Annotated in this window: 21 protein-coding genes; 13 read left to right on the top strand and 8 right to left on the bottom strand. The window is 47.3% G+C overall.

Annotated features, from left to right (window positions below; genetic code table 11):
* Positions 1–624: an HPP family protein gene (locus F0L74_RS31655; protein ID WP_149841879.1), complete on the top strand. Its 624-nt coding sequence runs from the start codon at positions 1–3 to the stop codon at positions 622–624.
* 56 nt (positions 625–680) lie between these two features.
* On the opposite strand, the gene F0L74_RS31650 is transcribed toward F0L74_RS31655, so the two are convergent.
* The 3 genes from F0L74_RS31650 to F0L74_RS31640 all read right to left on the bottom strand — a co-directional run bounded on the left by F0L74_RS31650 (position 681) and on the right by F0L74_RS31640 (position 3,473).
* Positions 681–1,670 (bottom strand): c-type cytochrome, encoded by a 990-nt coding sequence (locus F0L74_RS31650; protein WP_246197897.1) that lies wholly within the window; start codon positions 1,668–1,670, stop codon positions 681–683.
* Positions 1,671–1,683: 13 nt separating this feature from the next.
* Positions 1,684–2,376 carry a twin-arginine translocation signal domain-containing protein gene (locus tag F0L74_RS31645; RefSeq protein WP_149841877.1) on the bottom strand — a complete coding sequence of 231 codons (693 nt, stop codon included), beginning with the start codon at positions 2,374–2,376 and terminating at the stop codon, positions 1,684–1,686.
* A gap of 128 nt (positions 2,377–2,504) precedes the next feature.
* Positions 2,505–3,473 carry a GlxA family transcriptional regulator gene (locus F0L74_RS31640; RefSeq protein WP_149841876.1) on the bottom strand — a complete coding sequence of 323 codons (969 nt, stop codon included), beginning with the start codon at positions 3,471–3,473 and terminating at the stop codon, positions 2,505–2,507.
* A 104-nt stretch (positions 3,474–3,577) separates the two neighbouring features.
* Between F0L74_RS31640 and F0L74_RS31635 the strand changes: the two genes are divergently transcribed.
* Positions 3,578–4,495: an NmrA family NAD(P)-binding protein gene (locus F0L74_RS31635; RefSeq protein ID WP_149841875.1), complete on the top strand. Its 918-nt coding sequence runs from the start codon at positions 3,578–3,580 to the stop codon at positions 4,493–4,495.
* Positions 4,496–4,500: 5 nt separating this feature from the next.
* A complete protein-coding gene (locus tag F0L74_RS31630; RefSeq protein ID WP_149841874.1) occupies positions 4,501–5,067 on the top strand; it encodes a dihydrofolate reductase family protein in 567 nt (188 codons plus the stop codon).
* A 154-nt stretch (positions 5,068–5,221) separates the two neighbouring features.
* Here F0L74_RS31630 and F0L74_RS31625 read toward each other — a convergent pair whose 3' ends face one another.
* The 5 genes from F0L74_RS31625 to F0L74_RS34205 all read right to left on the bottom strand — a co-directional run bounded on the left by F0L74_RS31625 (position 5,222) and on the right by F0L74_RS34205 (position 8,793).
* The gene (locus F0L74_RS31625) at positions 5,222–6,070 is read right to left on the bottom strand and encodes a DUF3667 domain-containing protein (protein WP_149841873.1); all 849 of its coding nucleotides are present in this window, start codon (positions 6,068–6,070) and stop codon (positions 5,222–5,224) included.
* A gap of 66 nt (positions 6,071–6,136) precedes the next feature.
* Positions 6,137–6,439, bottom strand: coding sequence for a hypothetical protein (locus tag F0L74_RS31620; RefSeq protein WP_149841872.1), 303 nt, complete (start codon positions 6,437–6,439; stop codon positions 6,137–6,139).
* Positions 6,440–6,864: 425 nt separating this feature from the next.
* Entirely contained in the window at positions 6,865–8,193 is a 1,329-nt protein-coding gene (locus F0L74_RS31615) for an SMI1/KNR4 family protein (RefSeq protein ID WP_149841871.1), read from the bottom strand.
* Between the two features lie 160 nt (positions 8,194–8,353).
* Positions 8,354–8,524, bottom strand: a complete 171-nt coding sequence (locus F0L74_RS33475; protein WP_188316248.1) for a class I lanthipeptide — start codon at positions 8,522–8,524, stop codon at positions 8,354–8,356.
* Between the two features lie 98 nt (positions 8,525–8,622).
* Positions 8,623–8,793, bottom strand: a complete 171-nt coding sequence (locus F0L74_RS34205) for a class I lanthipeptide (RefSeq protein WP_188316247.1) — start codon at positions 8,791–8,793, stop codon at positions 8,623–8,625.
* Positions 8,794–9,171: 378 nt separating this feature from the next.
* Between F0L74_RS34205 and F0L74_RS31610 the strand changes: the two genes are divergently transcribed.
* The 10 genes from F0L74_RS31610 to F0L74_RS31565 all read left to right on the top strand — a co-directional run bounded on the left by F0L74_RS31610 (position 9,172) and on the right by F0L74_RS31565 (position 24,683).
* Positions 9,172–10,716, top strand: coding sequence for a sulfatase family protein (locus F0L74_RS31610; protein WP_149841870.1), 1,545 nt, complete (start codon positions 9,172–9,174; stop codon positions 10,714–10,716).
* A gap of 256 nt (positions 10,717–10,972) precedes the next feature.
* Positions 10,973–11,668: a helix-turn-helix domain-containing protein gene (locus F0L74_RS31605; protein WP_246197895.1), complete on the top strand. Its 696-nt coding sequence runs from the start codon at positions 10,973–10,975 to the stop codon at positions 11,666–11,668.
* A 66-nt stretch (positions 11,669–11,734) separates the two neighbouring features.
* A complete protein-coding gene (locus F0L74_RS31600; protein WP_149841868.1) occupies positions 11,735–12,472 on the top strand; it encodes an SDR family oxidoreductase in 738 nt (245 codons plus the stop codon).
* Between the two features lie 242 nt (positions 12,473–12,714).
* Positions 12,715–15,111 carry an ABC transporter permease gene (locus F0L74_RS31595; protein ID WP_149841867.1) on the top strand — a complete coding sequence of 799 codons (2,397 nt, stop codon included), beginning with the start codon at positions 12,715–12,717 and terminating at the stop codon, positions 15,109–15,111.
* Between the two features lie 78 nt (positions 15,112–15,189).
* Complete coding sequence (locus tag F0L74_RS31590; RefSeq protein WP_149841866.1) at positions 15,190–16,998, top strand: glycoside hydrolase family 2 protein; 1,809 nt, start codon at positions 15,190–15,192, stop codon at positions 16,996–16,998.
* A gap of 105 nt (positions 16,999–17,103) precedes the next feature.
* A complete protein-coding gene (locus tag F0L74_RS31585) occupies positions 17,104–17,670 on the top strand; it encodes an RNA polymerase sigma factor (protein WP_149841865.1) in 567 nt (188 codons plus the stop codon).
* Between the two features lie 74 nt (positions 17,671–17,744).
* Positions 17,745–18,779 carry a FecR family protein gene (locus F0L74_RS31580; protein WP_149841864.1) on the top strand — a complete coding sequence of 345 codons (1,035 nt, stop codon included), beginning with the start codon at positions 17,745–17,747 and terminating at the stop codon, positions 18,777–18,779.
* Positions 18,780–18,854: 75 nt separating this feature from the next.
* Positions 18,855–22,007, top strand: a complete 3,153-nt coding sequence (locus F0L74_RS31575) for a SusC/RagA family TonB-linked outer membrane protein (RefSeq protein ID WP_149841863.1) — start codon at positions 18,855–18,857, stop codon at positions 22,005–22,007.
* Positions 22,008–22,018: 11 nt separating this feature from the next.
* Positions 22,019–23,623 carry a SusD/RagB family nutrient-binding outer membrane lipoprotein gene (locus F0L74_RS31570; protein ID WP_149841862.1) on the top strand — a complete coding sequence of 535 codons (1,605 nt, stop codon included), beginning with the start codon at positions 22,019–22,021 and terminating at the stop codon, positions 23,621–23,623.
* 10 nt (positions 23,624–23,633) lie between these two features.
* The gene (locus F0L74_RS31565) at positions 23,634–24,683 is read left to right on the top strand and encodes a glycoside hydrolase family 99-like domain-containing protein (RefSeq protein WP_149841861.1); all 1,050 of its coding nucleotides are present in this window, start codon (positions 23,634–23,636) and stop codon (positions 24,681–24,683) included.
* Positions 24,684–24,689 lie beyond the last annotated feature (6 nt).

The following is a 24,689-nucleotide window of genomic DNA, read 5'->3' as shown; positions in this document are numbered from 1 at the left end:
ATGAAGCATAAGATAAAGCGCGGACTGCGCATATCACGTTATATTATATACCGGGAAACACTCGTAGACTACCGGGAACAATTTTGGTCCGCACTGGGCGCTATGGTAGGCATCGGCGCTATTGCCTGGTTACAGGGGCTTACACTGGGCAAAGAAGAGAATATATTCCTGATAGGATCATTTGGGGCCTCCAGCGTACTGGTATATGGCGCTATACAAAGCCCCCTGGCGCAGCCCCGCAACCTGGTGGGCGGTCATGTGGTATCTGCCCTGGTGGGCGTTACCGTGCATATGCTGCTGGCGGATATAATCTGGATCACTGCCCCGCTGGCCGCCGCATTGTCGATAGTAGCCATGCAGATCACAAAAACATTACATCCGCCCGGCGGCGCTACCGCCCTGATAGCTGTCATCGGCTCAGAGAAGATCAAAAGCCTGGGTTACTGGTACGTATTGTCGCCGGTACTAACCGGTTGCCTCATCCTGCTCATGGTGGCGCTTATCTTTAACAACCTCACACCCGCCAGGTCTTATCCCAACAGAAGCATTACGTCCTGGAGGCGCCGTAACAGAAGAGCGCGGCCCAGAAAACATGCTCCGTCGATGGCAACACGGCGTGGGTAGCTAAAGCAGATTTTATATTAGGGGCGTATGTACGGGCTGGAATATACCTGATCCCATCATTTCCCACGCGCCTTCACAACCGGCTTCCACGGCCCATACTTATGCTGCGCTTCGGAAAAAGTATCCGCATAAGGCCCATACGGCGCATCCACAGGTTTTTTAGATAGCTCCTGCCAATCCCTGCTCTGGTCAAAATGCGGCCGGGGCTGACTGTTTATATACGCTGCCACATCCCAGGCTTCCGCATCGCTAAGTGCCGGAGAGTGATAATCCGTTCCAAAAGGCATATTATTCTTTACAAAACCGGCAAAGCTGCGCAAACGGTACATACCTGCACCGTCATTATAACTGTGCTGTCCCCATAACGGCGGGTATGTATACTCATCCGCTCCGGGAGCCGGTTGTCCCTGCCCCTCAGCCCCATGACAGCGCTGGCAATATTGCATATATACCTTTCTGCCAGCCACCGGATCTGCTGCCCGGTCCAGATAGGCAAGCTGCATCAGGCTGGTGCCACGCTGTACTTCTCCATGCTGCATGCCGTGGGCCAGCCACCGGATATATGCATAAATGGCCTGCATCTCCCGGCTGCTGCTGTCCAGCGGTTGCCCGTTAAGACTGCGTTGCAAACAGTCGTTGATGCGGTCGTAAATAGTTTGTATGCCATTATTCCGCGCCCTGAACTGCGGATAGGTCGTGTACACCTTACCGTAATTATTCCCGTAAGGAACGGTACCGCCATCCAGATGACAGTTCTGGCAGTTCATACCATTGGAGATCTGCCGTACGGTACCCCTGGGCCCCAGGTAGTGGGAGGTATGCGCTATCAGTTCATGACCATACCAGATCAGCCGGCCGCTGTCGCTGGTCCTGGGGATCTCATATTTATCGGGACCACGCCAGGCGCTGTCGGCCGGGCTGCCTGCCGTATAGGCGGGGAAAGCCTGCTCCTCCCGGCGCCGCTGTTGCAGCCCGGTGACCAGCTCTTCCCCGCCAACAAGGACAACAACAATAATCAACAAGACGGGAAACCAATGTTCTCTCACACTAACACTACTATTATCCTGGGATGTAAGAACAACCATATTCCTGTGCCCGCGTGGTTGCCCAAACGCCAGAGGGCATTAGCTGCACGCCGGGGATCAGTGCGTCCAGCCATTCTTTTTTAACATCAGCTTCACTGCGGTTGCTTTGTTGGGCGGCCATGGCGCTGTGTACAGTGATCGCTACGCCACAAACGCAGAACAGAACGCCGCTGGCCTGCAGATCGCGTATACCGATAGGTACCGCGCCAAAGCCCGGAAACTTAAAATCATCCGGTTTGGTCTCCCAGTAGGGATTGCGGTTATTGACGGCATTCGTACGGGGATCAACGATCTTATGCGTTTCGCCGAACTTGTATTTTTCCCAAAGGGAGTCCTGCATGGCAAAAATGATGGCCTCTGACCGCAACACCACCAGTATGGACGTGTCTTTTTCAGAGGTGCCGGTTTCTGCCTGTCCCAGGAGTATGACCTTGGGCGCGCCAAATATATGGTCGCTGGCCGGATCTGGTGCGTCTACCACTACCTTGTGTTTTCCCCTAATATTGGTTTTAAGCCATTCGTCCGGGCCGGCTGCAAGGATGGCCGAATGTTGGCCGGCGGCGGCTACGGGTGCTGCTACTGCTGCCAGGTTTCCCATCGTCATCAGGGCTGCCGCGCTGGTGATCTTGCCCAGAAAATCGCGGCGGTTGGTTTGATTTATATGCATAAAGTATGGTGTTTCCGTTTCAGGGCGCTAAGCTACACCCGTTTAAAGAACGGCAGACTCACCAATAATGGGGATGGGTTCATTCACAATGGCGGCATGGGTGACAAACAATCTGATTATTAGCAGATCTAAGCCTGGCCAAACTTGGTTTTATATTCCCATGGCGTAATGCCGGTTACTTTTTTAAATGTATTCCGGAAGGCTTTTATATCTACATAACCAACGGAGTACATCACTTCATTAACATTTTTCCGGCCCGATTCCAGGCTTCTTTTCGCGGCTTCCATCTTAACCCGTTGTATATATTCAATAGGAGAAGTGCGGGTGGCTCTTTTAAATCTTCTCGAAAAATTTACCCGGTTCATATCACAGCGGTCAGCAAGTTGGTCTACACTCATTTTTTCTTCAATATTGGTCTCAATAAAATCCTGGATCATCTTTATTTCCTCGTCATGATGTTCTTTCTGACCGCTAAAGATGATAAAAGGCGATTGTGAGTGACGGTCAATATCTATTTGCAATAGCTTGGCGCAATATAACGCCACCTCCCGGCCATTGTATTTCTCAACAAGGTATAATACCAGGTTAAGAGAGGAAAGGCCACCGCCTGCCGTATAGATGCCGTTACTATCCGTGATCACTTTATCCGTGCATAATTGTAAGTCCGGGAACAGCTGCATAAACGCCTCCTGTGCTTTCCAATGGGTGGAGCATTCTTTACCGTTCAGCAGCCCGGTAGCCGCTAGCAGGAATGCACCTGTGCACAAACTGGCTATCTCTGCGCCCTCCTTGTATTGCTGCACGATCCAGGCGATCATCTCACTGCTATCCCGGATGGCCGTCTTATTGTACTCCGTAGCTGGTATAATGATACAGTCTGTTTTGCCTACACTTTTGATATCCCTGGTGGCCTGTATGGAGAAATAGGAATTTTGCAGGTGTTGTGTGAGATCCGATCCCACCATCTCAATCTTATAAAAGGGCCGCTCTCCCCGCTCTGTATAAAACTGGTTAGCCTTTTCAAAAACTTCTATGGCCGTAAATAAGGAACTGGGTTTAAGCACGCCATTGGTCAGTAAAAAGCTCACTTCTTTCATATGCCAAATGTAAATGGGCGGGCGTGCACAAACAACCCGCTAAGTTGTCAAATTCACACCCCTTTAAGGCCGTTCGTAGCGAATAGTTTTGCATAAAAAACAGAATGGATCTAAAGAAAAAAGCGGCTGTCCTGGTTACAGGGGCAACCGGACAAAGTGGCGCTATGGTGATCCGCGAGCTGATACTGCAGCAGGTGCCGGTCCGGGCCCTTGTCAGGGATCGGGAAAAAGCGCGTATATGGGACGGCATTCCTGAGGTGGAGATCATAACCGGCAATATGTTGCAGCCGGATAGCCTGCAGCCGACCCTGGCCGGTATTGAAAGGGCGCTGCTCATCTCTTCTGCCAATGATAGGATGGTGGACACACAATGTTCGTTTATCGATGCCTGTAAAGCAGCTGGCGTGCCCCATGTGATAAAATTTTCCGGTGAGGAGTCCCAGATAGGCTATAACCCGCAACATTTCCGCTTTACCCGCGAGCATAATGAAATTGAAGGATACCTGGAGCGCTCCGGTCTGCAATGGACCCACCTGCGCCCCAGCCAGTTTATGCAGGTCTATTTAAGGGAGGCCGCTGCTATCAGGACCACCGGTGAGCTGCGTTTGCCTTTGGAAGATATCCGCATGTCCCCGGTAGATGTACGGGATATCGCCAAAATAGCGGCGGCACTGCTAGCCGGCGGAGGTTATCAGTCACAGCGTCTGCGGATCACTGGCCCAGAAGCGCTTTCCTTGGCGGAAATAGCCGCTATCATTGCCAGGATCGCGAACTATCCGGTCCGTTATGCCGCAATATCCATAGAAGAGCGCAGCCAGGCATTATTAGCCGCCGGCCTACCTCCGTTTTTTGTGGAGGCGGTCGCCGCCCAAACAGCCGAACGGTGTAAACATCCGCAGGCACGCATAGATCTCAATACCCATCGTCTTTTTAATGTAACGCCTACCACCTTTGAGCAGTTTGTCCTACATCACGCCATGGACTTTGGCGCCCCAGGGGATCATTATTCAAACATAAAATAAACAATATGGGAAAACTAATAGCATTGATCAATACCACGCCGGATGGTTTTGTAGGGAGCGAATTTGTAATAGCAGACGCTGAATTCCATGAATACGTGCATGGTTTACTTGCTAATACGCAAACGGTGGCGTTTGGCCGCAATACCTTTGAGTTGTTCCAGGGCGTATGGCCTCCCATCCTGGAAGGTGGGAGCCCTCATGCTTCACAGGTTAAAATGGCCCGGAAACTGAATGATATTGACAAAACTGTATTCTCATCCACCCTGGCGGCCACTAAATGGAATAACTCCATCATTGTAAAAAGCATGGATGCGGAGGCGATCAACAATTTTAAACAAACCAGCAGCATGAATATGCTGACCATCGGCAGCCCTGGTCTCGTAGCTGCATTAACAAAGCTGGGATTGGTAGATGAATACCATTTCTCCATTCAACCGGTGATAGCCGGCAATGAAGGCGGCGTGCGTCTTTTTGATAAGATCAGCATGGCAGCCAGGCAACCGCTGCAATTTGTAGGCGCAACGCAATTAAAGTCCGGGGTGGTAATTATTAGCTATCAAAAGGCCGGTTAGGCAAATTTTCTATCGTGCCTCTTAAAGAACACCCGCCAGGGTATATGTTTTCCCGGCCGGCTTAAAAAGCACATCAGGAGCACCTTTTTAGCTGGCCGGAAAACTATGAATGAATGCTTACAGTATGCTTATTTACATTGATCGTCTATCGCCCTCAAATGGTCCATAACGTGAAGAAGGTGATAAACAGCTTATACACGGTACCTATATAGATCATCAATTGACTTATTATAAGCCCTTTGATAATAGTCCAGCCCCAGTTATTAGCATATACACGCCGGAGCGCCAATACCAGGTAAAGGGTATTCATCAGGATAATGAAGCCCCATAACCATTCCCTGTGCTCATAAAGCCAGCCCTGGCGGTTATGTATCAGCGGTTCTGCGATCAGGCGGGTATACAGGGCCCAGGAAATAAGGTAGAAGGTGAAATAATGGGTGGCAAATATCAGGTGGGGCACGTATTTCCTGTAACGCTGATAGAACAGGATATATAAAAGCAGGCCCAGTACAGGAATGAGTATGAAAATAAAGACCTTGGCATTATCCTGTGCCGCGTGATTAAATGTATGCGTGAAGGTTTCGAATGACAAGCCCTTTGCCACCGCCTTACCCAGCGCCAATTCCTTTGCCTGAAGCGAGAGCTGATCGTGCTGCGTAACAACATACTCCAGGTGGTTATAGAAAAAATCAAACGATTTCTGGAAGATAAAATAAAGCAGCGTAATGACCAGGTATAACTGCAATGGCTTCATCAGCTTTACCCGCCGCCCGGCAAAATACTCTACAGTCAGCTTGCCGGGGTAAAGCATAAGGTATTTGATCGTCTTAAAGAACTTTCCGTCAAAATGTGTAAACGCATCCAGCGCATCCGTTAAATACTTCTTCACGCCATGCTCATTAAGATCTACGGACTTTTCGCCACAGTTATAACAATAGCCGCCGCTGAATTTATGGAGGCAGGTGGGGCAATAATGGGGCTTATTGATAACATGCGGTCGCATATGTAATTAAAGGTACGAATTCTGGATGGTACGGCAGCCATAGCGGCAACGGACCTCCTTGCAGATCTAGGAGATCAGGTTAAAAGACACGAAAACAATGGTAACGCTTACACAGATCAGCGCGATCAGGAAAACATAATCAGCCACGTTTTCCAGCCGCTCGCTCCTCCGTGCGTCATTCGACCGCATAGATAAGAAGGAAAGAAAACAACTGGCCATTAATAACAGCGAAGCAATGCCCGTGCTATCGTCGATAAGGGTGCTGTTATTAAAATGCATGACTTTAATAGAGGTCAGTACAATTAAACAAAACCCAAGCAGGTTGGTAGAAGTATTGAGGATATGTGGTGATTTGCTTCCATTAGCCATAATACAAGGCGAATTATAACGAGAAGTTACGCAAAACCTGGTTTCTGAATGGGCTTCGGCGCAAATTATAAGGATATTTTAAGCAGGCACATAATTCTATAAACCAGTAGCCGCTTTGAATGTAAGCAGCTGTTGGCAAGTAAGGCTGGGTCAAGCTCGGAAGTACTGGTTGTCGCTGATCGCTGTTCATAGCTGACGCTTTGCGGATCTGTTAAAAACGTGGTAAATATCTCGCCATTGGTGGCGTTAGAATATACAGGAATGTCTGACAACTCTGATGGCGAGTACATTTCACGGCTGTTCCACCAGGATACCCAATCTGCATCGACCGCAGGCGTTATTAGTTTGGCCTGGAAAAAACGGTCCAGCTGCTCTTTCTTAATGTTCACTTGTACATATAAAGAATTGAGTTCTGATATAGCTGTTTAGTTTTTCTTATGGGTTAATCCATATTCGGCTAACCGCTCCGCAAGATAATATATACGTTTCCCTTTTTCTCCGGCAAATTTTTCGGCAATTTGAGCGTAAAGTACCGGAAGCCTGGGATCTTTTATGCCGGCAAGCGCTTGTAAAGCAGCATCCACCACAAGAGGAGCGTCATCCGCTAGCCCTTGTATAAAAGCATCTAAAAAATCTGCCTTATCTTCCAATTTTCCCAGGGCATAAAGTGCAGATATTCGTATGTGCTCATCTTTTTTTTGTGCGAATTGAACCAGTAGCTGGCCTGATTCAATTCCTGCTGTATGAAGCAAGTGGAGGCATGCATTAAAGGTTCCATAATCATTAATGCTGTCTATATGTTCATATATCAGTGTAATCCATTCAATACACCTGTCTTTTGCATACGTATTAACAAATATGAGCGCATACGCAAGCTTAGTTTGCGAGTACTCAATTAAATGTGGCTTCGCCTTTTGGTAATCAAACTTTGTGAGTATTTGAAGCAATAGCTCCTTATATTTCCCCGCATTGGTTGAAAGTTGAGCTTCAATAATTTGTATGGTGGTGGCCGTGATCTCCTCTCTCCTCAGCAGGGTATACAAACAATTGTCCTGTTCACCAGGAATATTTGAATCCACAAAAGCACGGATTGTTTCTATATCTGTACCAGCCATAGTATGATCAAACCGGTTGGAATACGGGCTTATCAGTTCACCAGAGATTATCCCGTCAAGCCATTGTTCATACCAGTCTAAAAAATTATTTTCAGACGCAAATACAGGCTTGTATTCATATGAATCTACATGTACCACCCTGCCCATATGTGGACCATTTAAAACAATCCCAACATCATCCCCCATAAAAAGAATTCCGCCAAATATTTTACCTGTTGCATCTACATAGTCAGACTCATCCATTTTATGATGGTTGTTGCGAAGATCTTCCGTCAATGATGCCCAGTATTCATCAGACATTCCTGGGTAAATGATACAGGCCTCTTTCAGATAATCTCCGGCAATATGTGGGATTAGCTGATCTAATCCTTTCCCTAAAGCATAAATTCTAGTAGGTCCCGCCCCCGAATATTCGTGCTCAATGCCGCCACTTCCTACCTGAAGCACGAAGGATCTGTAATCTTCTGGTAAACGAATACTATACCCTTGCTCAAACTTCAATGCTTCTTCTTCTGTTACAGGATTATTGAGCTGATATTTATGGCTGCTGGCGCCAAATGCGTTAAGCTCTTTGTCCGCTTTCCGGGCTTCCGGAAGTTTATCCTTTATTCGCTGTATTTGATCATTAAATGTTTGCATAGTTCAAAATCAATCATTATAGCTATAGTGACTGTCCCCTTAGAAGGCTAAATATATACTTTATTATTTTAATGTGGTGGGTGTGCCTTCTGGGGAATCCATAGATAAACAGTGCCAGGGATTATCATGCCAACCGCTGGCACTGTCTGTCTTTTGCCCGTTAAATGGCGTTACAAAGCGTTTCCTTACGGGAACAGGTAGGGCAGGAGGTCTCGTCATAAGACGTTAAACAGATACCGCCGCCTTTCAATGCTGCTTGTTTGGATTTACTGAGGTTCGCAATTTTGATCTTGCTCAATTGGAGTTTTTTGGGATTCGTGGCCTTTTTCATGGTGGATAGTATTTAAAATAGTCCTCTCCTGTCTTTAGCTGGATGCTATGCCGTGGAGCGGTTGTTCAGCATATGGTTTTTAGGGTCGTGACAGCATATCATACGCAATCAAAAACGGTTTCTCTGGGGGTGCAATTAGGGCAGGTGGTCTGGGCTAGGGAGGTTAAACAAACACCCGCTCCTTTCAACGCCTGCTGCCATGATTTACTGAGACTGGCAATTTTGATCTTGCTCAATTGAAGTTTTTTGGGATGAGTGAACTTTTTCATAGTGGAATAGTATTTAAATAATCCTCTCCTGTCTTTGGCCTTGGGGCAATGCCATGGAGTGGTTGTTCAGCATATAATTTAGGGGCTGCTAATAGTATTCTTTGCTGGCAAGGATCCGGAGTGTTATCACAAGTGATGAGACGGATATCAGGCAAAACGGCAAATAGGCATTTGTCCGCATAGGATTAATTATTTTGAGGGCTGAGGAATAGTTAACCTTACTAATTTACTGAAATTTTTTCAATGCATAAAATGCGCTTACCAGATCCATGCATGCCCCTCATCTCTGATTTCATCGGAAAAGAAAGCGGTTATTTTATATCTTAATGATGAAAAACTGTAGCCGCGCCATAAACATTCATGTAAAACATTGGAAAGATGAGTGATCCCATTAAATTATTGTTTCTACTGTTTTTGTTGCTGACCAGTGCCTGCGCCCGGGCGCAGAAAGACAACACTGCCGCTGCTAGACGCCCGAATATTATATTTATCCTTTCAGATGACCACGCCTACCAGGCTATCAGCGCCTATGGATGTAAGTTGGTACAAACGCCTAATATAGACCGTATTGCCCGCGGAGGCGCTCTTTTCAGGAATGCCCTGGTAGGTAACTCCATCTGCGGGCCTAGCCGGGCAACGTTCATCACCGGCAAATACAGCCATATGAACGGCTTTAAGCTAAATGATACCACCAGGTTTGACGCATCCCAGCAGCTGTTCCCCCGTATCCTGCAACAAAATGGCTATCAGACCGCCTGGATCGGGAAATGGCACCTGAACAGCCTGCCACAGGGCTTTGACTATTTCCGCATACTACCCGGGCAGGGAGATTACTATAACCCGGACTTTATCGAAAAAGGCGGGCACACCACCCGCGATACCGGCTATGTGACAGACCTGATCACGCAATCTTCCATCGGCTGGCTGCAGCACCGCGACACTACGCAGCCCTTTTTCCTGGTAGTAGGCCATAAAGCTACCCACCGCGAATGGCTCCCTGACCTGCAGGATCTGGGCGCTTACGACAGTATCGATTTCCCCTTACCGCCCAATTTTCAGGATGACTATAAAGGCCGCGTAGCGGCTAAGGACCAGGATATGACCATTGAGAAGACCATGCGCCTGAAAGAAGACCTGAAGGTTCACGCAGATTACGGTAGAGGGCCTATCTACAACCGCTTTACCCCCGGTCAGCTGAAAACCTTCCGGGATTATTACGAGGGTAAAGTAAGCCGTGACTTTGACCAGCTGCAGCCCAAAGGGGAGACCCTCGTTCGCTGGAAATACCAACGCTACCTGAAAGATTATCTGTCAACAGCCAGATCTCTCGATAGGAACATTGGCGCCCTGTTGGATTACCTCGACCAAAGCGGGCTGGCAAAAAATACCGTGGTCGTATATGCCTCAGATCAGGGCTTTTACCTGGGAGAGCATGGCTGGTTCGATAAGCGCTTTATCTATGAAGAGTCCTTGAAAACGTCTTTCCTGATACGCTACCCCGGTGTGATAAAGCCCGGCACTACCTTCAACTATCTGATGGTGAACATTGACTGGGCGCCTACCATGTTGGACATCGCAGGCGTATCAGTGCCGGCAGATATACAGGGGCAGTCCTTCCTGCCACTGCTAAAAGGCGATACTGCAAACTGGCGTAAGGCAGCCTATTACCATTACTATGAGTTTCCTCAGCCCCACCATGTATACCCCCATTTCGGTATACGAACGGAAAAATATACCCTGGTACATTTCTATGGTCCCACAGACAGCTGGGAGCTTTATGATCTTGGAAAAGATCCGGGTGAAATGCACAATGTGTACCAGGATAAAGCATATGCACAGATCGCAGACAGCTTAAAACACCAGCTGCGAATACTGGCAGCCCGGTATAAGGATGAAGAGGCTGTAAAGTTAATGGAGCGGTGATAAGCCGGACCAGGATCATAAACCTCTTTCGTTGTTTACGGCAAAATGATAACTTTAAGAAATGTATGTACTTAACCACAATCAGCAATTGCCGGTTTATGCTTTAACGCCCGATGAAGCAACCGGTAATAAATATTTTAGAGTATATAATTTTGAAGGTAGCTTGCCTCATCAGTCAGAATTGCTTATTCCTCACCGGAAGGATCATTACCTGGTTGTTTTTATCAGGCACGCTGGCGTTCGGCAATGGATAGATATGACGCCATATACACTTAAAGACAATACTATTTACTTTTCGGGGCCTAATCATATCATAGTAAAGGAAGAATTTGACCAGTTATGGAGCACAGGTATCGCTTTTACAAAGGAATTTCTCTCATTTCAGGAAAACGCTTCACTAAGTAAGCTGCCACTGATCCAGAACCCACAAGACGGTCACGAATTGCTACTTACAGCAACTGATGTGGACTTTGTAGAAGATATGCTGGCCAGGATCAACGAAGAGAACAACACCCCCGGTGAATGGCAGCAACGTATGCTCACCGCTTGCCTCACCACGCTCCTTACTTATCTGAGCCGGTTGTATACAGCGCAATTTAAGGAAGGCGTCGTTTCTGCCGATAAGCTGTTAATAAAGAATTTCCAGGCCAGGATAAATGAGTGCTTCCGCGAAATGCATGAGGTAGGTGATTACGCTTCGCTGTTACATATTTCAGCTGGCCATTTAAGTGAGGTGGTGAAATTACAAAGCGGTAAGCCAGCCATTAAGCATATTCATGAACGGTTGGTATTGGAAGCCCGTCGCTTACTCTTTCATACCCATAACACATTGAAGGAGATCGCCTTTGATCTTGGTTTCTCAGATGCTTCTTATTTTAACCGGTTTTTTAAGCGGGAAACCGGTATAACGCCGGCTGAGTATCGTAGCACCATCCGTAAAATGTACCATTAATACCATTGGATGTGTTACAGCCATGCCCCTGGCTCTCTGTAGCTTTGTACTATTATACATTTAAATATGAAAACAGTACTGATAACAGGAGCAAACAAAAGCATTGGCTTTGAAACAGCCAGGCAACTTTTAAGGCAAGGTTACTATGTGTATCTGGGGTGCCGGGATCTGAAAAAAGGGGAACACGCCGCAAGTCAGCTGCATGCAGAAGGCTTAGATCAGGTAGAGCCTGTAGAGATAGATGTAGATCGGCCTGCATCTATAATGGCCGCCCGTGAAACGCTGGGTGGGAAAACCAGGGTGCTGGATGTGCTGATCAATAATGCGGGTATACATGGAGATATGCCGCAGCCGCCACTGGAAGCGGATATCAATGTGTTTAAACAGGTATTCGAAACAAACTTTTTTGGCGTAATAACAGTAACACAGACATTTATAGACCTGCTGAGACAGTCGCCGGAGCCAAGGATTGTGAACGTAACTTCCGGCCTGGGCTCCCTCACGTTACAAAATGATCCCTCATGGGTACATTTTCTGGTAAAACCGGCTTGTTATGTTGCATCCAAAGCGGCCCTTAATGCCTATACTATTGTGCTGGCTTATGACCTGCGCGACACGCCATTTAAGGTAAATGCCGTTGACCCATGTTATACGGCTACAGATTTTAACAATCACACTGGCCCCGGAACTGTACCAGATGCTGCTGCCAGGGTGGTAAAGGCTGCCATGTTAGGTTCCGATGGGCCCACAGGTCAGTTCTTTAGTGATGACAATGCGCCGGAAACAGGAATTAGTCCGTGGTAAGGGAGCATTAATTTATGCCCGCAGGGTGAAATTAGATCATACCGGGTGACGGATTTCCAATGATTTCTGATATCTGGTAAAGGCCGTCCCCCGTCATTTTGGTTACCAATACTCCGTCCATTTCCGGACAGCATATCCCATATTCGAACAATTGCAAAAAAGTAAATATATGCAACAGTGGCATATAACGTATCTTACACGAATGGCAGCATTCTTGCTTCCCCATAGAAAATTCCTGCACCGTGTTTAAAAATCATTGTAAGATCGCCTGGCGGAACCTTTGGAAAAACAAGGTCTTCTCCCTTATCAACATCCTGGGGCTCACCATCGGTTTGATAAGTTTTATGTTGATCGCTCTTTACGTAGGGGATGAACTAAGCTATGACCGCTTTCATAAGAAAGCAGATCGTATTGTGCGGGTGGTACAACACGCCCGCTGGGGTAGTAACGATTTACACGAAGCGCCTACTTCAGCGCCTTTTGCGCCGGCATTAAAGGAAGAGTTTCCGGAAGTAGAAGAAGCGGTCCGCATATCTACGGAAGGCGGTGGTATTATCGGGCACAACGACAAAAAGATAACAGCCAACGACATTTTCTTTGCTGACAAGAACATATTTGCAGTATTCACCTTTCCCTTCATCATTGGAGATCCGAACACCGCACTTGCTTCTCCCCAATCCATCGTGATCACCGAATCAATAGCCCGGAAATTATTTGCCAGTCCCGAACAGGCAATTAACCAGACCGTTTATTTCGACAACAATTTTCCCAATAAGGTCACGGGCATCATTAAAGACGTGCCGGGCAATACACACCTGCATTTCAGCGCGCTACGCTCATTGCCTGAAAATTACGAAGGCAGCTGGCAGCAATTCGACGTCTATACTTATCTGTTGCTAAAGAATGGGGTGGATCATCAACAGCTGGAGCGCAAGCTGCCTGCTTTTGCTGATAAGACCATCCGGAAACGCATGCAGATCGATGATTATAAAATGGAATTGCAGCCGCTTACCAGCATTCATTTACATTCCAATCTGGCTTTTGAGATAGGTCCCAACGGCAGCATCAGCAAGATCTATATTTTTTCGGCCATTGCTTTACTGGTATTGTTGATAGCAGTGATCAATTATGTGAACCTTTCTACTGCCCGCGCTACTATCCGCATACGGGAGATAGGAGTAAGGAAAGTGGTAGGATCTGGCATCCGGCAGCTCGCGGCTATGTTTATAACAGAAGCCGTGTTGCAAACCTGCCTGGCAGCCCTGATGGCCTTTTTCTTGTTCATACTGTTATTACCATTTTTTAACGTGCTTACAGGTAAAGAGCTGGCCATCTGGCGCTTTGGTAAGGGCGCCACCTTGCTGGGATTGGCCGCTCTCGCTGTGCTTACTGGAGTAATGAGCGGCGCTTACCCGGCTTTTTTCCTGGCCCGTTTTAAGACCATTCCCGCCTTAAAAGGACACACAGGTAACCTGTCTAACAGCGCCTTGTTCCGGCAATCGCTCGTTATTTTCCAGTTTGTGATCACAGTGGTCATGATCGTTGGCTCTCTGGTCATTTACCAGCAATTACAGTACACTTCCCGTAAAGACCTTGGTTTTAATAAAAACCAGGTATTTACGCTACATATCCACGATAAAAAAGTAAGGGAGCAGGTAACTGCCCTGAAAGGGGAGTTACTAAAGAACAATTTGATCACCGGCGTGGCCGCAGCCGGTAACCCTATCGGTAATAATGATCTGGGCGGATTCGGTTATAGGTTCGAAAAGGAAGATGGTAGCTTCGACCCCAGTTCAGTGGTATGCGAACAGCTGATGATCGATGCGGACTACATTCCCACAATGGAGATTACAACACTCACCGGCCGTAACTTCACTGCCTTCTCCCAGTCGGATAAGTTTGGTGCAGCCCTGGTGAATGAGACCCTGGTAAAAAAGCTGGGCTGGAAACAGGCAGTAGGGAAAAGACTGCGTTTCAATATGGAAGGGCAGGATTCGGTAGGTGAACGCACCATCATTGGGGTGGTAAAAGATTTTCATACCTATTCCCTGCAGCACAAAGTAGAACCGATGGTGATGATCATGCCCCCGGCGGCTGTTATGGAAGATAACCTGTATGTAAAGATCAATACTGCCAGAACGCCTCAGGCACTTGCCTACCTGGCAGCCGTCTATAAAAAATTTGACAACAACAATCCGGTTGATGTCAGTTTTCTTGACCAGAACTTCGCCCGGCAATACGGCGCAGAACAAAAGCAGCAACAGCTATCCCTGATATTTACCGTGTTGGCGGTGTCTATCGCTTGCCTTGGTCTCTTTGGATTGGCCACTTTTACAGCGCAGCAACGTGTAAAAGAAATAGGCATTCGTAAGGTATTGGGCGCATCTGTTCCGGGCATACTGGCACTGCTGTCCAGGGATTTTATCAGGTTAATACTGATCGCTGTCATGATCGCAGTACCTATTGCCTGGTACGCGATGAGCCACTGGCTGGCAGATTTCGCCTACCGCATTGAGCTCCATTGGTGGACCTTTGCCCTGGCCGGCTTGATGGCAATGATAATTGCCTTGTTTACCATCAGCTTACAATCACTAAGGGCCGCGCTAATGAATCCGGTAAGGGCATTAAGAGCGGAATAAATATCTACTCTCATACCACAAATATTCTAACCAAATTGAACTAAAATATTTGTATTATACCGGTATATCCAATTGAATATGAGCTATTACCGGACCTTGCTAACATCCTTACTTTTCACCGCTGTATATGTCAATGCCTCCGCACAGGTAGCACAACTACCTACGCCCTGGACAAACGACGCCATACAAGCCTCCATTCCGCTATCCGAGTATCCCAGGCCTCAGCTGCAAAGAGACCAATGGATATGCCTGAACGGGAAATGGGACTATTATGGCGGTAAGGAAGCGCCTGATGCCCTGCATCCGCAATTACCCGCCTCCTTTGACGATGTACATGAAAAAATATTAATACCCTATTGCCCGGAATCCTTTTTATCCGGCATCCGGCGCAAACAGGAAATAAATATGTGGTACCGGAGAACCTTCGAAATACCGGCAGCCTGGAAAGGGAAACAGATCATCCTGCATTTTGGCGCCGTTGACCATAACGCTACCATATTCATAAACGGGAAAAAAGCAGGCGCTCATCAGGGCGGATACGATGCCTTTAGTTGCAACATCACGCCATTTTTAAAAGCGGGTACTAATACGCTGATCGTGGCAGCGCAGGACCTCAATGACGGCAAAACGCCCTCCGGCAAGAACGGCCCCCGCGGCGACTACACCTTTACCTCCGGTATATGGCAAACCGTATGGCTGGAGCCGGTAAGCAGTCACTATATTAGAAGTATCCGCTTATTGCCTGATCTTGACACTAAGCGTTTATTGGTATTCGTTTACAGCGATGGTGCAAACAAGATAGCTGCAGAAGCGGCTGACGGCCATAAGATCGTTTCAACGGCAACCGGAGAGACTGGTACACATTTTTATCTGCCCATCGAAAACCCCAAATTATGGTCGCCTGATACGCCCTTTTTGTACGACCTTAAACTAACCTTATACAATCCAGATGGCAGCATCGCAGACGAAGTGAAAAGCTACTTCGGCATGCGGGATATAAAACTGGGTAAGCTTAACGGAGTGGTAAGACCGTTGTTGAACGGTAAATTCCTGATGCAGCTTGGGCTGCTGGACCAGGGCTACTGGCCGGATGGCGTGCTAACGGCGCCAACCGAAGAAGCTCTGAAGTCTGATATCTCCTTCACCAAAAAAGCAGGCTACAATCTTATCAGGAAACATATGAAAACGGAGCCCCAGCGTTTTTACTATTGGGCAGACAAACTGGGGCTATTGGTTTGGCAGGACATGCCCGCTATCTGGTATCAGGATGAAGATACAGCCGTTACCCGCAAGGAGTTCCGTCAGGAGCTGAAAGCAATCATAGATGAACATTATAACTCCCCCTCCATCATTACCTGGGTGCCCTTTAACGAAAACTGGGGTGCATTTGATGTGAAGGAAATTACCGATTGGGTAAAAGCATATGATGTCTCCCGGCTCGTGAATGGCAATTCCGGATTTAATAATAACCCACACTACCAAAAAGCCTATGGAGACCCTGGAAACGGAGATTATGTAGATACCCATATTTATGTAGGCCCCTACAAAGCATCCGTACCAGACGCTAAACGTGCCGCCTCATTAGGTGAATTTGGCGGCGTAGGGTTGTTTACCCGCGGGCATATGTGGCCGGTAGAAAATAATGCCTACGCGTATGAGCCCACGCAAACCGCACTTACAGACCGCTATGTACTGTTACTCGAACAGGTCGAACAGCTGATGAGATACAAAGGCCTAAGCGTAGCCATTTATACCCAGACAACGGACGTAGAACACGAAGTAAATGGCCTGCTTACCTATGATAGAAAAGTAGAGAAGATGCAGCTGGATAGGATCAGGGAGATTAACCAGGCGGTCATAGCGGCATCAAAAGCGATGAATCAATGATGAGAAAGGAATAAACAAAAGATAACACAGAGTTAACCCCGGTTGTCGTAAATGCAGTTTTATTTTGCGCCTTGACTCTTCACGTGTTTGTTATAAAGATGTTCAATGGACAAGAATTTGATCGAAGAAGTTAAGGGGAATAATGAAGCTGCCTTTACGACCATTTACAATCAATATCACGCTAAGCTTTATTATTATTTTCTGAACAAAACCCGGTCGGAAGCGATTAGTGCCGATCTGGTACAGACTACCTTCCTTAAATGCTGGAAGTACCGTAACCACTTGAACCCCGATATAGCCCTGTCCCATCAGATTTTCCGCATTGCAAAGACCACACTGATAGATTTACTCAGGCAAAAAGCAAAAGAAAAGCTGCTTAGCCTGGACGAATACGCCGCTGCAGATAATATCCCCGAAGCGCCTCCGGTATCAAGATCCTTTGTCGAAGAAGTAAGGGTCACATTAAATAAGATCCCTCCCCAACGCGGCAAGATCATGCAGTTACGCCTCAAAGGATGGACCAACCAGGAAATAGCAGAACAACTGGGTATCTCCAAAAGAACTGTGGAAAACCAGCTTAATAAGGCCATTAAAGAGATCCGCAGCCTCATTTCCACTGATATCGCCATCTGGATATTACTGTATGGCTATTATACTGGCTGGATAGCATAAAGCCCCTATGTTACCAAATTGTTACCGGTAAGTAAAGCCGCTAAGTACAACGTATTCATATTATAACCACCGCGATGGATCAAAGAAAACAGTCACTGCACGAACAGATTTTGAAGCTGCTGGAAAGCAAAGGCACTGCCCGGGAAGCGGAAGAATTCCTCCAATTGCCGCCGGAAGTGCTGGATGCTTACCTGGATGAACAGGAGTGGGATGAGCTATCCCCGGACACGGTTCCGGAGGAGTGGGCAGCATCGTGGCTGGAAAATATTAACCGGAGTAAAGCTGGCCGTGTCCGCAGCTTGCATTGGAAATACTGGAGCGCTGCGGCGGCGGTGCTGCTCTTGGTAATGGGAGCCGCGCTGTATTTTATGGTACCCGCTTCCAGGCACAGCGGAATGGCTGAGAATAATGTAGACAAGGTAGTGATGGCCCAACACGATACGGTGATACAGAACCAGGGAACGGCGGTTCAAAAATATACCTTGCCGGATCATTCCATAGTGAAGCTCTCGCCGGGAAGCACCTTACGCTATGATAATGCCATGAAAGCAAACAGATCGCTATGGCTGGAGGGCGAAGGGGTGTTCGATGTGGTGCATGATAGCAAACGGCCATTTACAGTATACGCGGCCGGACTGGTGACCATCGATATAGGAACCGTCTTTAAGATCACCACTGATAAGGATAAGAAAGTGACAAACGTTCAGCTCATCAGCGGAAAGATCGCAGTGCATCGCCTGCAAGACACAGCAAAGGTCTTTTACCTTACCAGTGGCCAGAGCTGCCGGTTTGATCAAACGGCGCAGTCGCTGCAGATGGTGCCGCAGGGACGTGGCAAATTGTCTGCAGATCCCAACGCACAAACAGAACAGACCTTAGCCGCGGACGAAATTAATTTTCATAATGCGCCATTGCCCGAGGTATTTCAACAATTAAGCAAGGCTTATAACATTCATATAGAATATCCACTGGAGTCGCTAAAGCGGAGGAAATTTACAGGTAGTTTCAAAAAGAGTGCAAAATTAGAAGGGGCTATGGAAACTTTGCTGTTACTGAACGAGCTGAAAAGTAACAGCGTAGGGGATACCATCTATATAAGCCCTAAATAACCCTGATGTTTTGATATAAATGAAAAGATCTCCCGCAGAGGGGAAGGGGATAGTATTGTCTAAAATCAATGATACATGAAACAATGTTATTTATTTGTAATGATGCCAATGGTTTGGCTCTTTATGGTAGGAGCTGCCATTCCACTCGCAGCACAGCAGCTCCCTGCAGTAAAGGGCATCGTGAAGAGCGAAACGGACGCCGCGCTCTCTCATGTCACAGTGGAGGTGCGCAATAAAAAAGGAGATTTTTCCGCCCATACCTTTACAGATGATGCCGGGGTTTTTACATTTAATAACCTGGAATCTGGCGATAGCTATTCCTTTACATTTACCCATTTAGGCTATGCTAAAAAGGTCTTGGAAGGTTATTCCTACAAGGCAGGGGAGATGATCACGCTTTCTGTACAGCTTAGCACAGCGATAAAGGACATAAACCCGGTAGTGGTAACGGCGCTTGGCATAAAAAGGGAAGCCAAAGCGCTCAGTTATAGCCACCAAAGTGTGGATGTAAACTCCCTGAACGAAACAAAGGATCCCAATTTTATCAACTCCCTGGCGGGTAAAGTGGCCGGCGTACAGATCGTGCCTTCGGGATTCAATACCGGATCGGGAAGGATCGTGATCCGCGGAAATAAATCACTCACCGGCAATAACCAGCCGCTCTTCGTGGTGGACGGTATGCCCATCGAAAATACCCCTGGTGATGACGGTAGTATAGATTATGGCAGCGGGGCAGCCGATATCAACCCCGCAGATATCGAAAGTATGGAAGTACTGAAAGGGCCTAATGCTGCTGCATTATATGGTTCCCGCGGGCAGAACGGGGTGATCCTTATTACCACCAAAAAAGGCTCCGGTAAGTTCAAGGTTACCCTTAACTCAAACGAAACCTTCCAGACATTAACGGAGTTCCCGGAATATCAGAATGCCTACGGTGTGGGAACATCATTCTATATTGATAACACCCATCGCATTCCGGTGGGTAATGTAAACTACCGTAGCTGGGGCTCGCCTATGCTGGGGCAGCCATATGTTGCCATTAATGGGGAGATCAAACCTTATCTGCCACAGCCGGATAATGTAAAGGATTTCTATTCCACGGCGCATCTTTTTACCAACTCCATCGCTATTGAAGGCGGCAATACCAACACCACCTACAGGATCGGTTACACCAATTATACCGGTACCAGCGTCGTGGATGGCTTTAATAAAGACAATAAGCATTCCATTGATGTACGGATGACCAACACGTTTACCAAATGGTTCACAATGGATTCTAAGGTGAGTTTTATCAGGGATATCGTGCACAACCGGCAATATTCCAATTCCAATGGCCGCAATCCAACATACGAGTATGTACATATGGCCCGCAGTACGGATCTGGACGAACTGCTCCCGTACGAAGACCCGGTTACCGGGCATGAGATCGGCACGCACCGCAACTTTAGCAACCCCTATTGGATCGTCAATAAAAACCCCAACCAGGATACAAAGGATCGCGTAATTGCATCTTTTAACCCGCAGATCAATCTAACGCCCTGGTTAAAGTTTACCGGCCGTCTGGGTGCGGATATGATCTGGTGGAGTGGTTCTGAATTCAACGATATCGGTTCAGTGATAGCCAGTAACCCCGATGGGTTTCTGCGTACCTTCAATACCAACCAAACCAATTTTAACCTGGAAGGCCTGTTTTCTTTCAACAAACGGGTGAGGAACTTTTCTATAAGTGCAGTAGCAGGCGCCACCAGGTATACATCTAACTATGAAACAAGGGACACCAGGATCAATTCCCTGCTGCAGCCTGGTTTGATCAATGTTTCCAATGCGAAGGAATATCCCATCAACGGACAAACGGCCAGGAAAAAAGTGACAAATTCGGTATATGGCGCTGTTTCTGTGGGATACAATGATTTTGCCTTTATTGATCTCACAGGCCGTAACGACTGGTCATCAACTTTACCTGCGGCGAACCGCGCTTATTTTTACCCTTCCATTGGTGGTAGCCTCATTTTAACAGACATGCTGCATATCAATAGCAATGTACTGAACTATGCAAAAGTGCGTGCATCAATGGCGATAGTGGGTAACGATACGGACCCATACCGTTTGGACCAAGCCTATTCATTCAATGGTTTATTCAACGGTTCCCCTATTGCCTCCCTGTCAACTACTATGAATAACCCGGATCTGAAACCGGAGAAAACCAGGTCATATGAATACGGCGCAGAACTGAGACTGTTCAATAACCGCATTTTTATAGATGCAACACATTACAGCGCTTCCACAACGGATCAGATCATTACAGCCCAGGTGCCGGCTTCCAGCGGCTACAAGCAACGTATTTACAATGCCGGCGAGATCAGGAACTGGGGAAACGAGCTGATGGTGACAGCAAAAATATTAACCGGTAAAAAATTCAATTGGGAAACCCAGATCAATTTCTCAAAGAACAACTCGCTGGTAGTAAGCCTGATTGATAGCGTGAACCGTTTTGTATTGAACAATAACTCAAGCTATATCTATGTGTACGCGGAAGTAGGTAAACCCTATGGTTACATGCGCGGCCTGGGTGTGGCGCGTGATGCATCCGGACATATGTTATTGGACGATGGTGGCGGCCTGCTGACAAAAAATCCCGATATGGCTTTCGGCTCCTCAAGCCCGGACTGGCTGGGAAGTTTAAGGAACACCTTCAACTACGGTAATTTCTCACTGAGCATCTTACTGGATGTAAGAAGCGGCGGTTTATTATACTCCGGCAGCTACTCCCAGATGCTCACAAATGGCGTACTGGCAGAAACGCTGAACGGAAGGGATGATTACTACAAACACTCCATGATCTTTGGCGAAAGCGCCGGTGAGCTAACAGGCGGCGCTCAATGGGATGCCTATTATGCAGACGGTACAAAAAATACCAAATATGTAACGCCGCAGAATTACGAATACGCACGGCCTAACTATGCCGAGTTTGTAATGTTCGACGCTTCATTTGTAAAGCTGCGCGAACTGGCTTTGGGCTATAGCTTTCCTGAAAAACTGATAGGAAGAACGCCTATTAAAACGGCCAGGCTTTCCCTGGTAGGCCGTAATCTGGCCATACTGTATCGCAATACGCCACGTGGTATTGATCCGGAGGCTACATCTTCTGCCGGTAATGGACAAGGCATTGAAAGAGGGTCCTTGCCGCCCAACGCTATCTACGGATTCAATATCAACCTTACTTTCTAATGCTATCAAACATGAAGAAGAAATATCTAATACTGTTAAGTGTTATTGGCTTGTTTGCCTGCACAAAGAATTTTGATAAGATCAACACAGATCCTAACCATCCCAATAAGGTAGAGCCTGATTTTCTTTTAACCACTTCTCAGTTAAATACGCTCAATCTGTACGGTGGGGATATGAACCGCGTAGTGTTTTTCAATTATACACAACACTTCTCCGGTTTCCAGGGCGAGTTTGAGCGATACACCTATAACGACAACTCAAACAATACCTACTGGGCCAACACCTATATCAATTGCCTGCAACCTGCATTCCAGATCGAGGTAAATTATAAGGATAATCCCGCCTATACCAACCGGGTGCTCATCGCCCGCATCTGGAAAGATTTTATCTTTTCAAACGCCGTTTCCATGTGGGGAAGCATCCCAATGGACGCGGCATTGGCGGGCACCCCCAGCGTCGCCTATACCAAGGAGCAAGACGTTTATTATAAACTGCTGACGGATCTAAAGAATATTGCAGATTCCATCAACTTGTCAGGCGATGCCTATACAGCCACAGCAGATAAGATTTACGGTGGTGATCTGCTGAAATGGAAGAAATTCGCCAATACCCTCCGGCTACGGCTGGCCATGCGTATCTCAAACGATGCGCCCAACGGCGATCCTGCCTTTGCGCAACAGGTGGTACAGGACGTCTATAAAAACAGCAGTCAGTATACCATTACCGCGCAGGACGAAACTGCCGCTATGAGCTGGGGAACTACCAGCGATACATGGAGTTACCTGTATAACAACGTTATTTATAATTACACGGCCAACAAAGCTACTATCCCTGTACTCTGTGAGTCATTGGTATATTATACACAGCCTTATAACGATCCCCGGTTAGCCGTTTATGGCCAGCCTTCCAAACAAGGCCCCAATATAGGTAAGTATTTCGGGCAGAATATCTCCTACGGTGGTGGTAGTAAGTATGCCGGCAATATTGTCAGCCCGCACACCGGCTTAAAACAGGACGATTATTCCTATATCGGAGCAAGATTTTTGAAACCCGATGCTGAGTATGTCTTCCTCTCCTGGTCAGAGGCCGCGATGTTAAAAGCAGAAGCCGCCTTAAAAGGATGGTGGGGAGATGCAGGTACCGCCTCGCAATATTATTACGAAGGGATCGGCGCCTCATTCGATCGCTATGGCTTAACACAAGACCAGGCTGCCACATACGAAAATACGCCTGGCATTAAATGGGGAACAGCTTCCGATACCGTTGGAAGATCAACAGAATTCATGGATTGGGTACAGATCTGCACCAGCTATGTGCCTGCAGGGGATTATTACCGGCAGGTCATCATGCAGCATTGGTTGGCTATCCCCGGACAAGGCGTAGACGCCTGGGCATTGATCCGCCGGTCACGCACACTGGACTTTGAACCGCAGTTTGCCACCTATGATGGCGAATATGCCTATGTACCGCAGCGGATTCCCTATCCGGGCAGCGAACGTGCCACAAACAGTAAGGAGGTGGCTAAAGCGGCACAATGGCTGGGCGGTGCGGATGATCTGTGGACGAAGCTCTGGTTTGCATTGCCAAATAAGAAAAACCCGTATTTACCTTATTAAAACCAAAACAATGAGAACGACTATATATATCGTATGTTGCCTGTTTATTTTGGCAAGTTGTAAAAAAGAGAATGAATACCTTCCGCCTGATTTCAATTACCCTATTCCACAAACGGACATCACAGAGAATGTGAACGTAGGCGCTTATTTCTATAATTACGCTGCCGCAGATTGGGCCAAAGGCATAAGCGATACGCCTGTATTAGGTAACTACAGCGCCCTTACGGCATCCATCATGGACCAGGAACGCATTTGGGCAGATTCTGCCGGCGTGGACTTCTTTATCTTTAACTGGAACGGTGCATCAAGTGGCGATAAGCTTTTAAATAGCTTCGTTACCGGAAGAAAGAGCAGTGTGAAAATGGTGATCAATTTCAATACCGCGCATATTAATGCTTCCAATGCCTCTCCGCTTACGGGCGAAAAGCTGAATACATTGATCAACGAATTCAAAGCACTGGCCACCGACCGTTTCGCCAACGATTATTATTACAAGATCGATGGGCAGCCGGTAGTATTGATCACGCCTATTAACCTCTCTTCCAGCAAAGCTGCCAGCATTGACTATACAAAAGTGATCCCTGCGTTGCGCACATCGCTGGACTCGATCGGCGTTCACCCCTATTTCGTTGGAGAGATCACAACCGGGTGGTTGCCGCCTGTACGTTACAGCGCCGCCAGTCAGGCAATGGACGGCGTAGTGCTTACGGATTGGTCCACCAGTGTATATGACCGTTCCGTATTTATGCCGGCATTTACTGACCAGAACTGGAAAAACTGGACAGACTCCACCACCGTTTGGGGCAAGGATTTTGTGCCCTGCATCATTCCCGGCTTCAATGATAAGGTCCTGACGCCAACCAGCACATTATTTAACCAGGAAAGAAGCGTTCAGTTCTATACCGACATGACCAACGTGGCCAAAAGAAATATGGGCAAGAAACGTTTGGTGCTGGTTAATTCCTGGAATGATTTTCAGAAAGGTACCGGATTAGAACCGGCAGATAATTATGGCCATACCTACATGGATATCACCAGGGATCAATTTAAAATGAAATAAATGACA

The organism is Chitinophaga agrisoli (assembly GCF_008386695.1).
Lineage (GTDB): Bacteria > Bacteroidota > Bacteroidia > Chitinophagales > Chitinophagaceae > Chitinophaga > Chitinophaga agrisoli.
The sequence above is the reverse complement of the archived record's forward strand: the minus strand, read 5'-3'. Positions and strand labels throughout refer to the sequence as shown.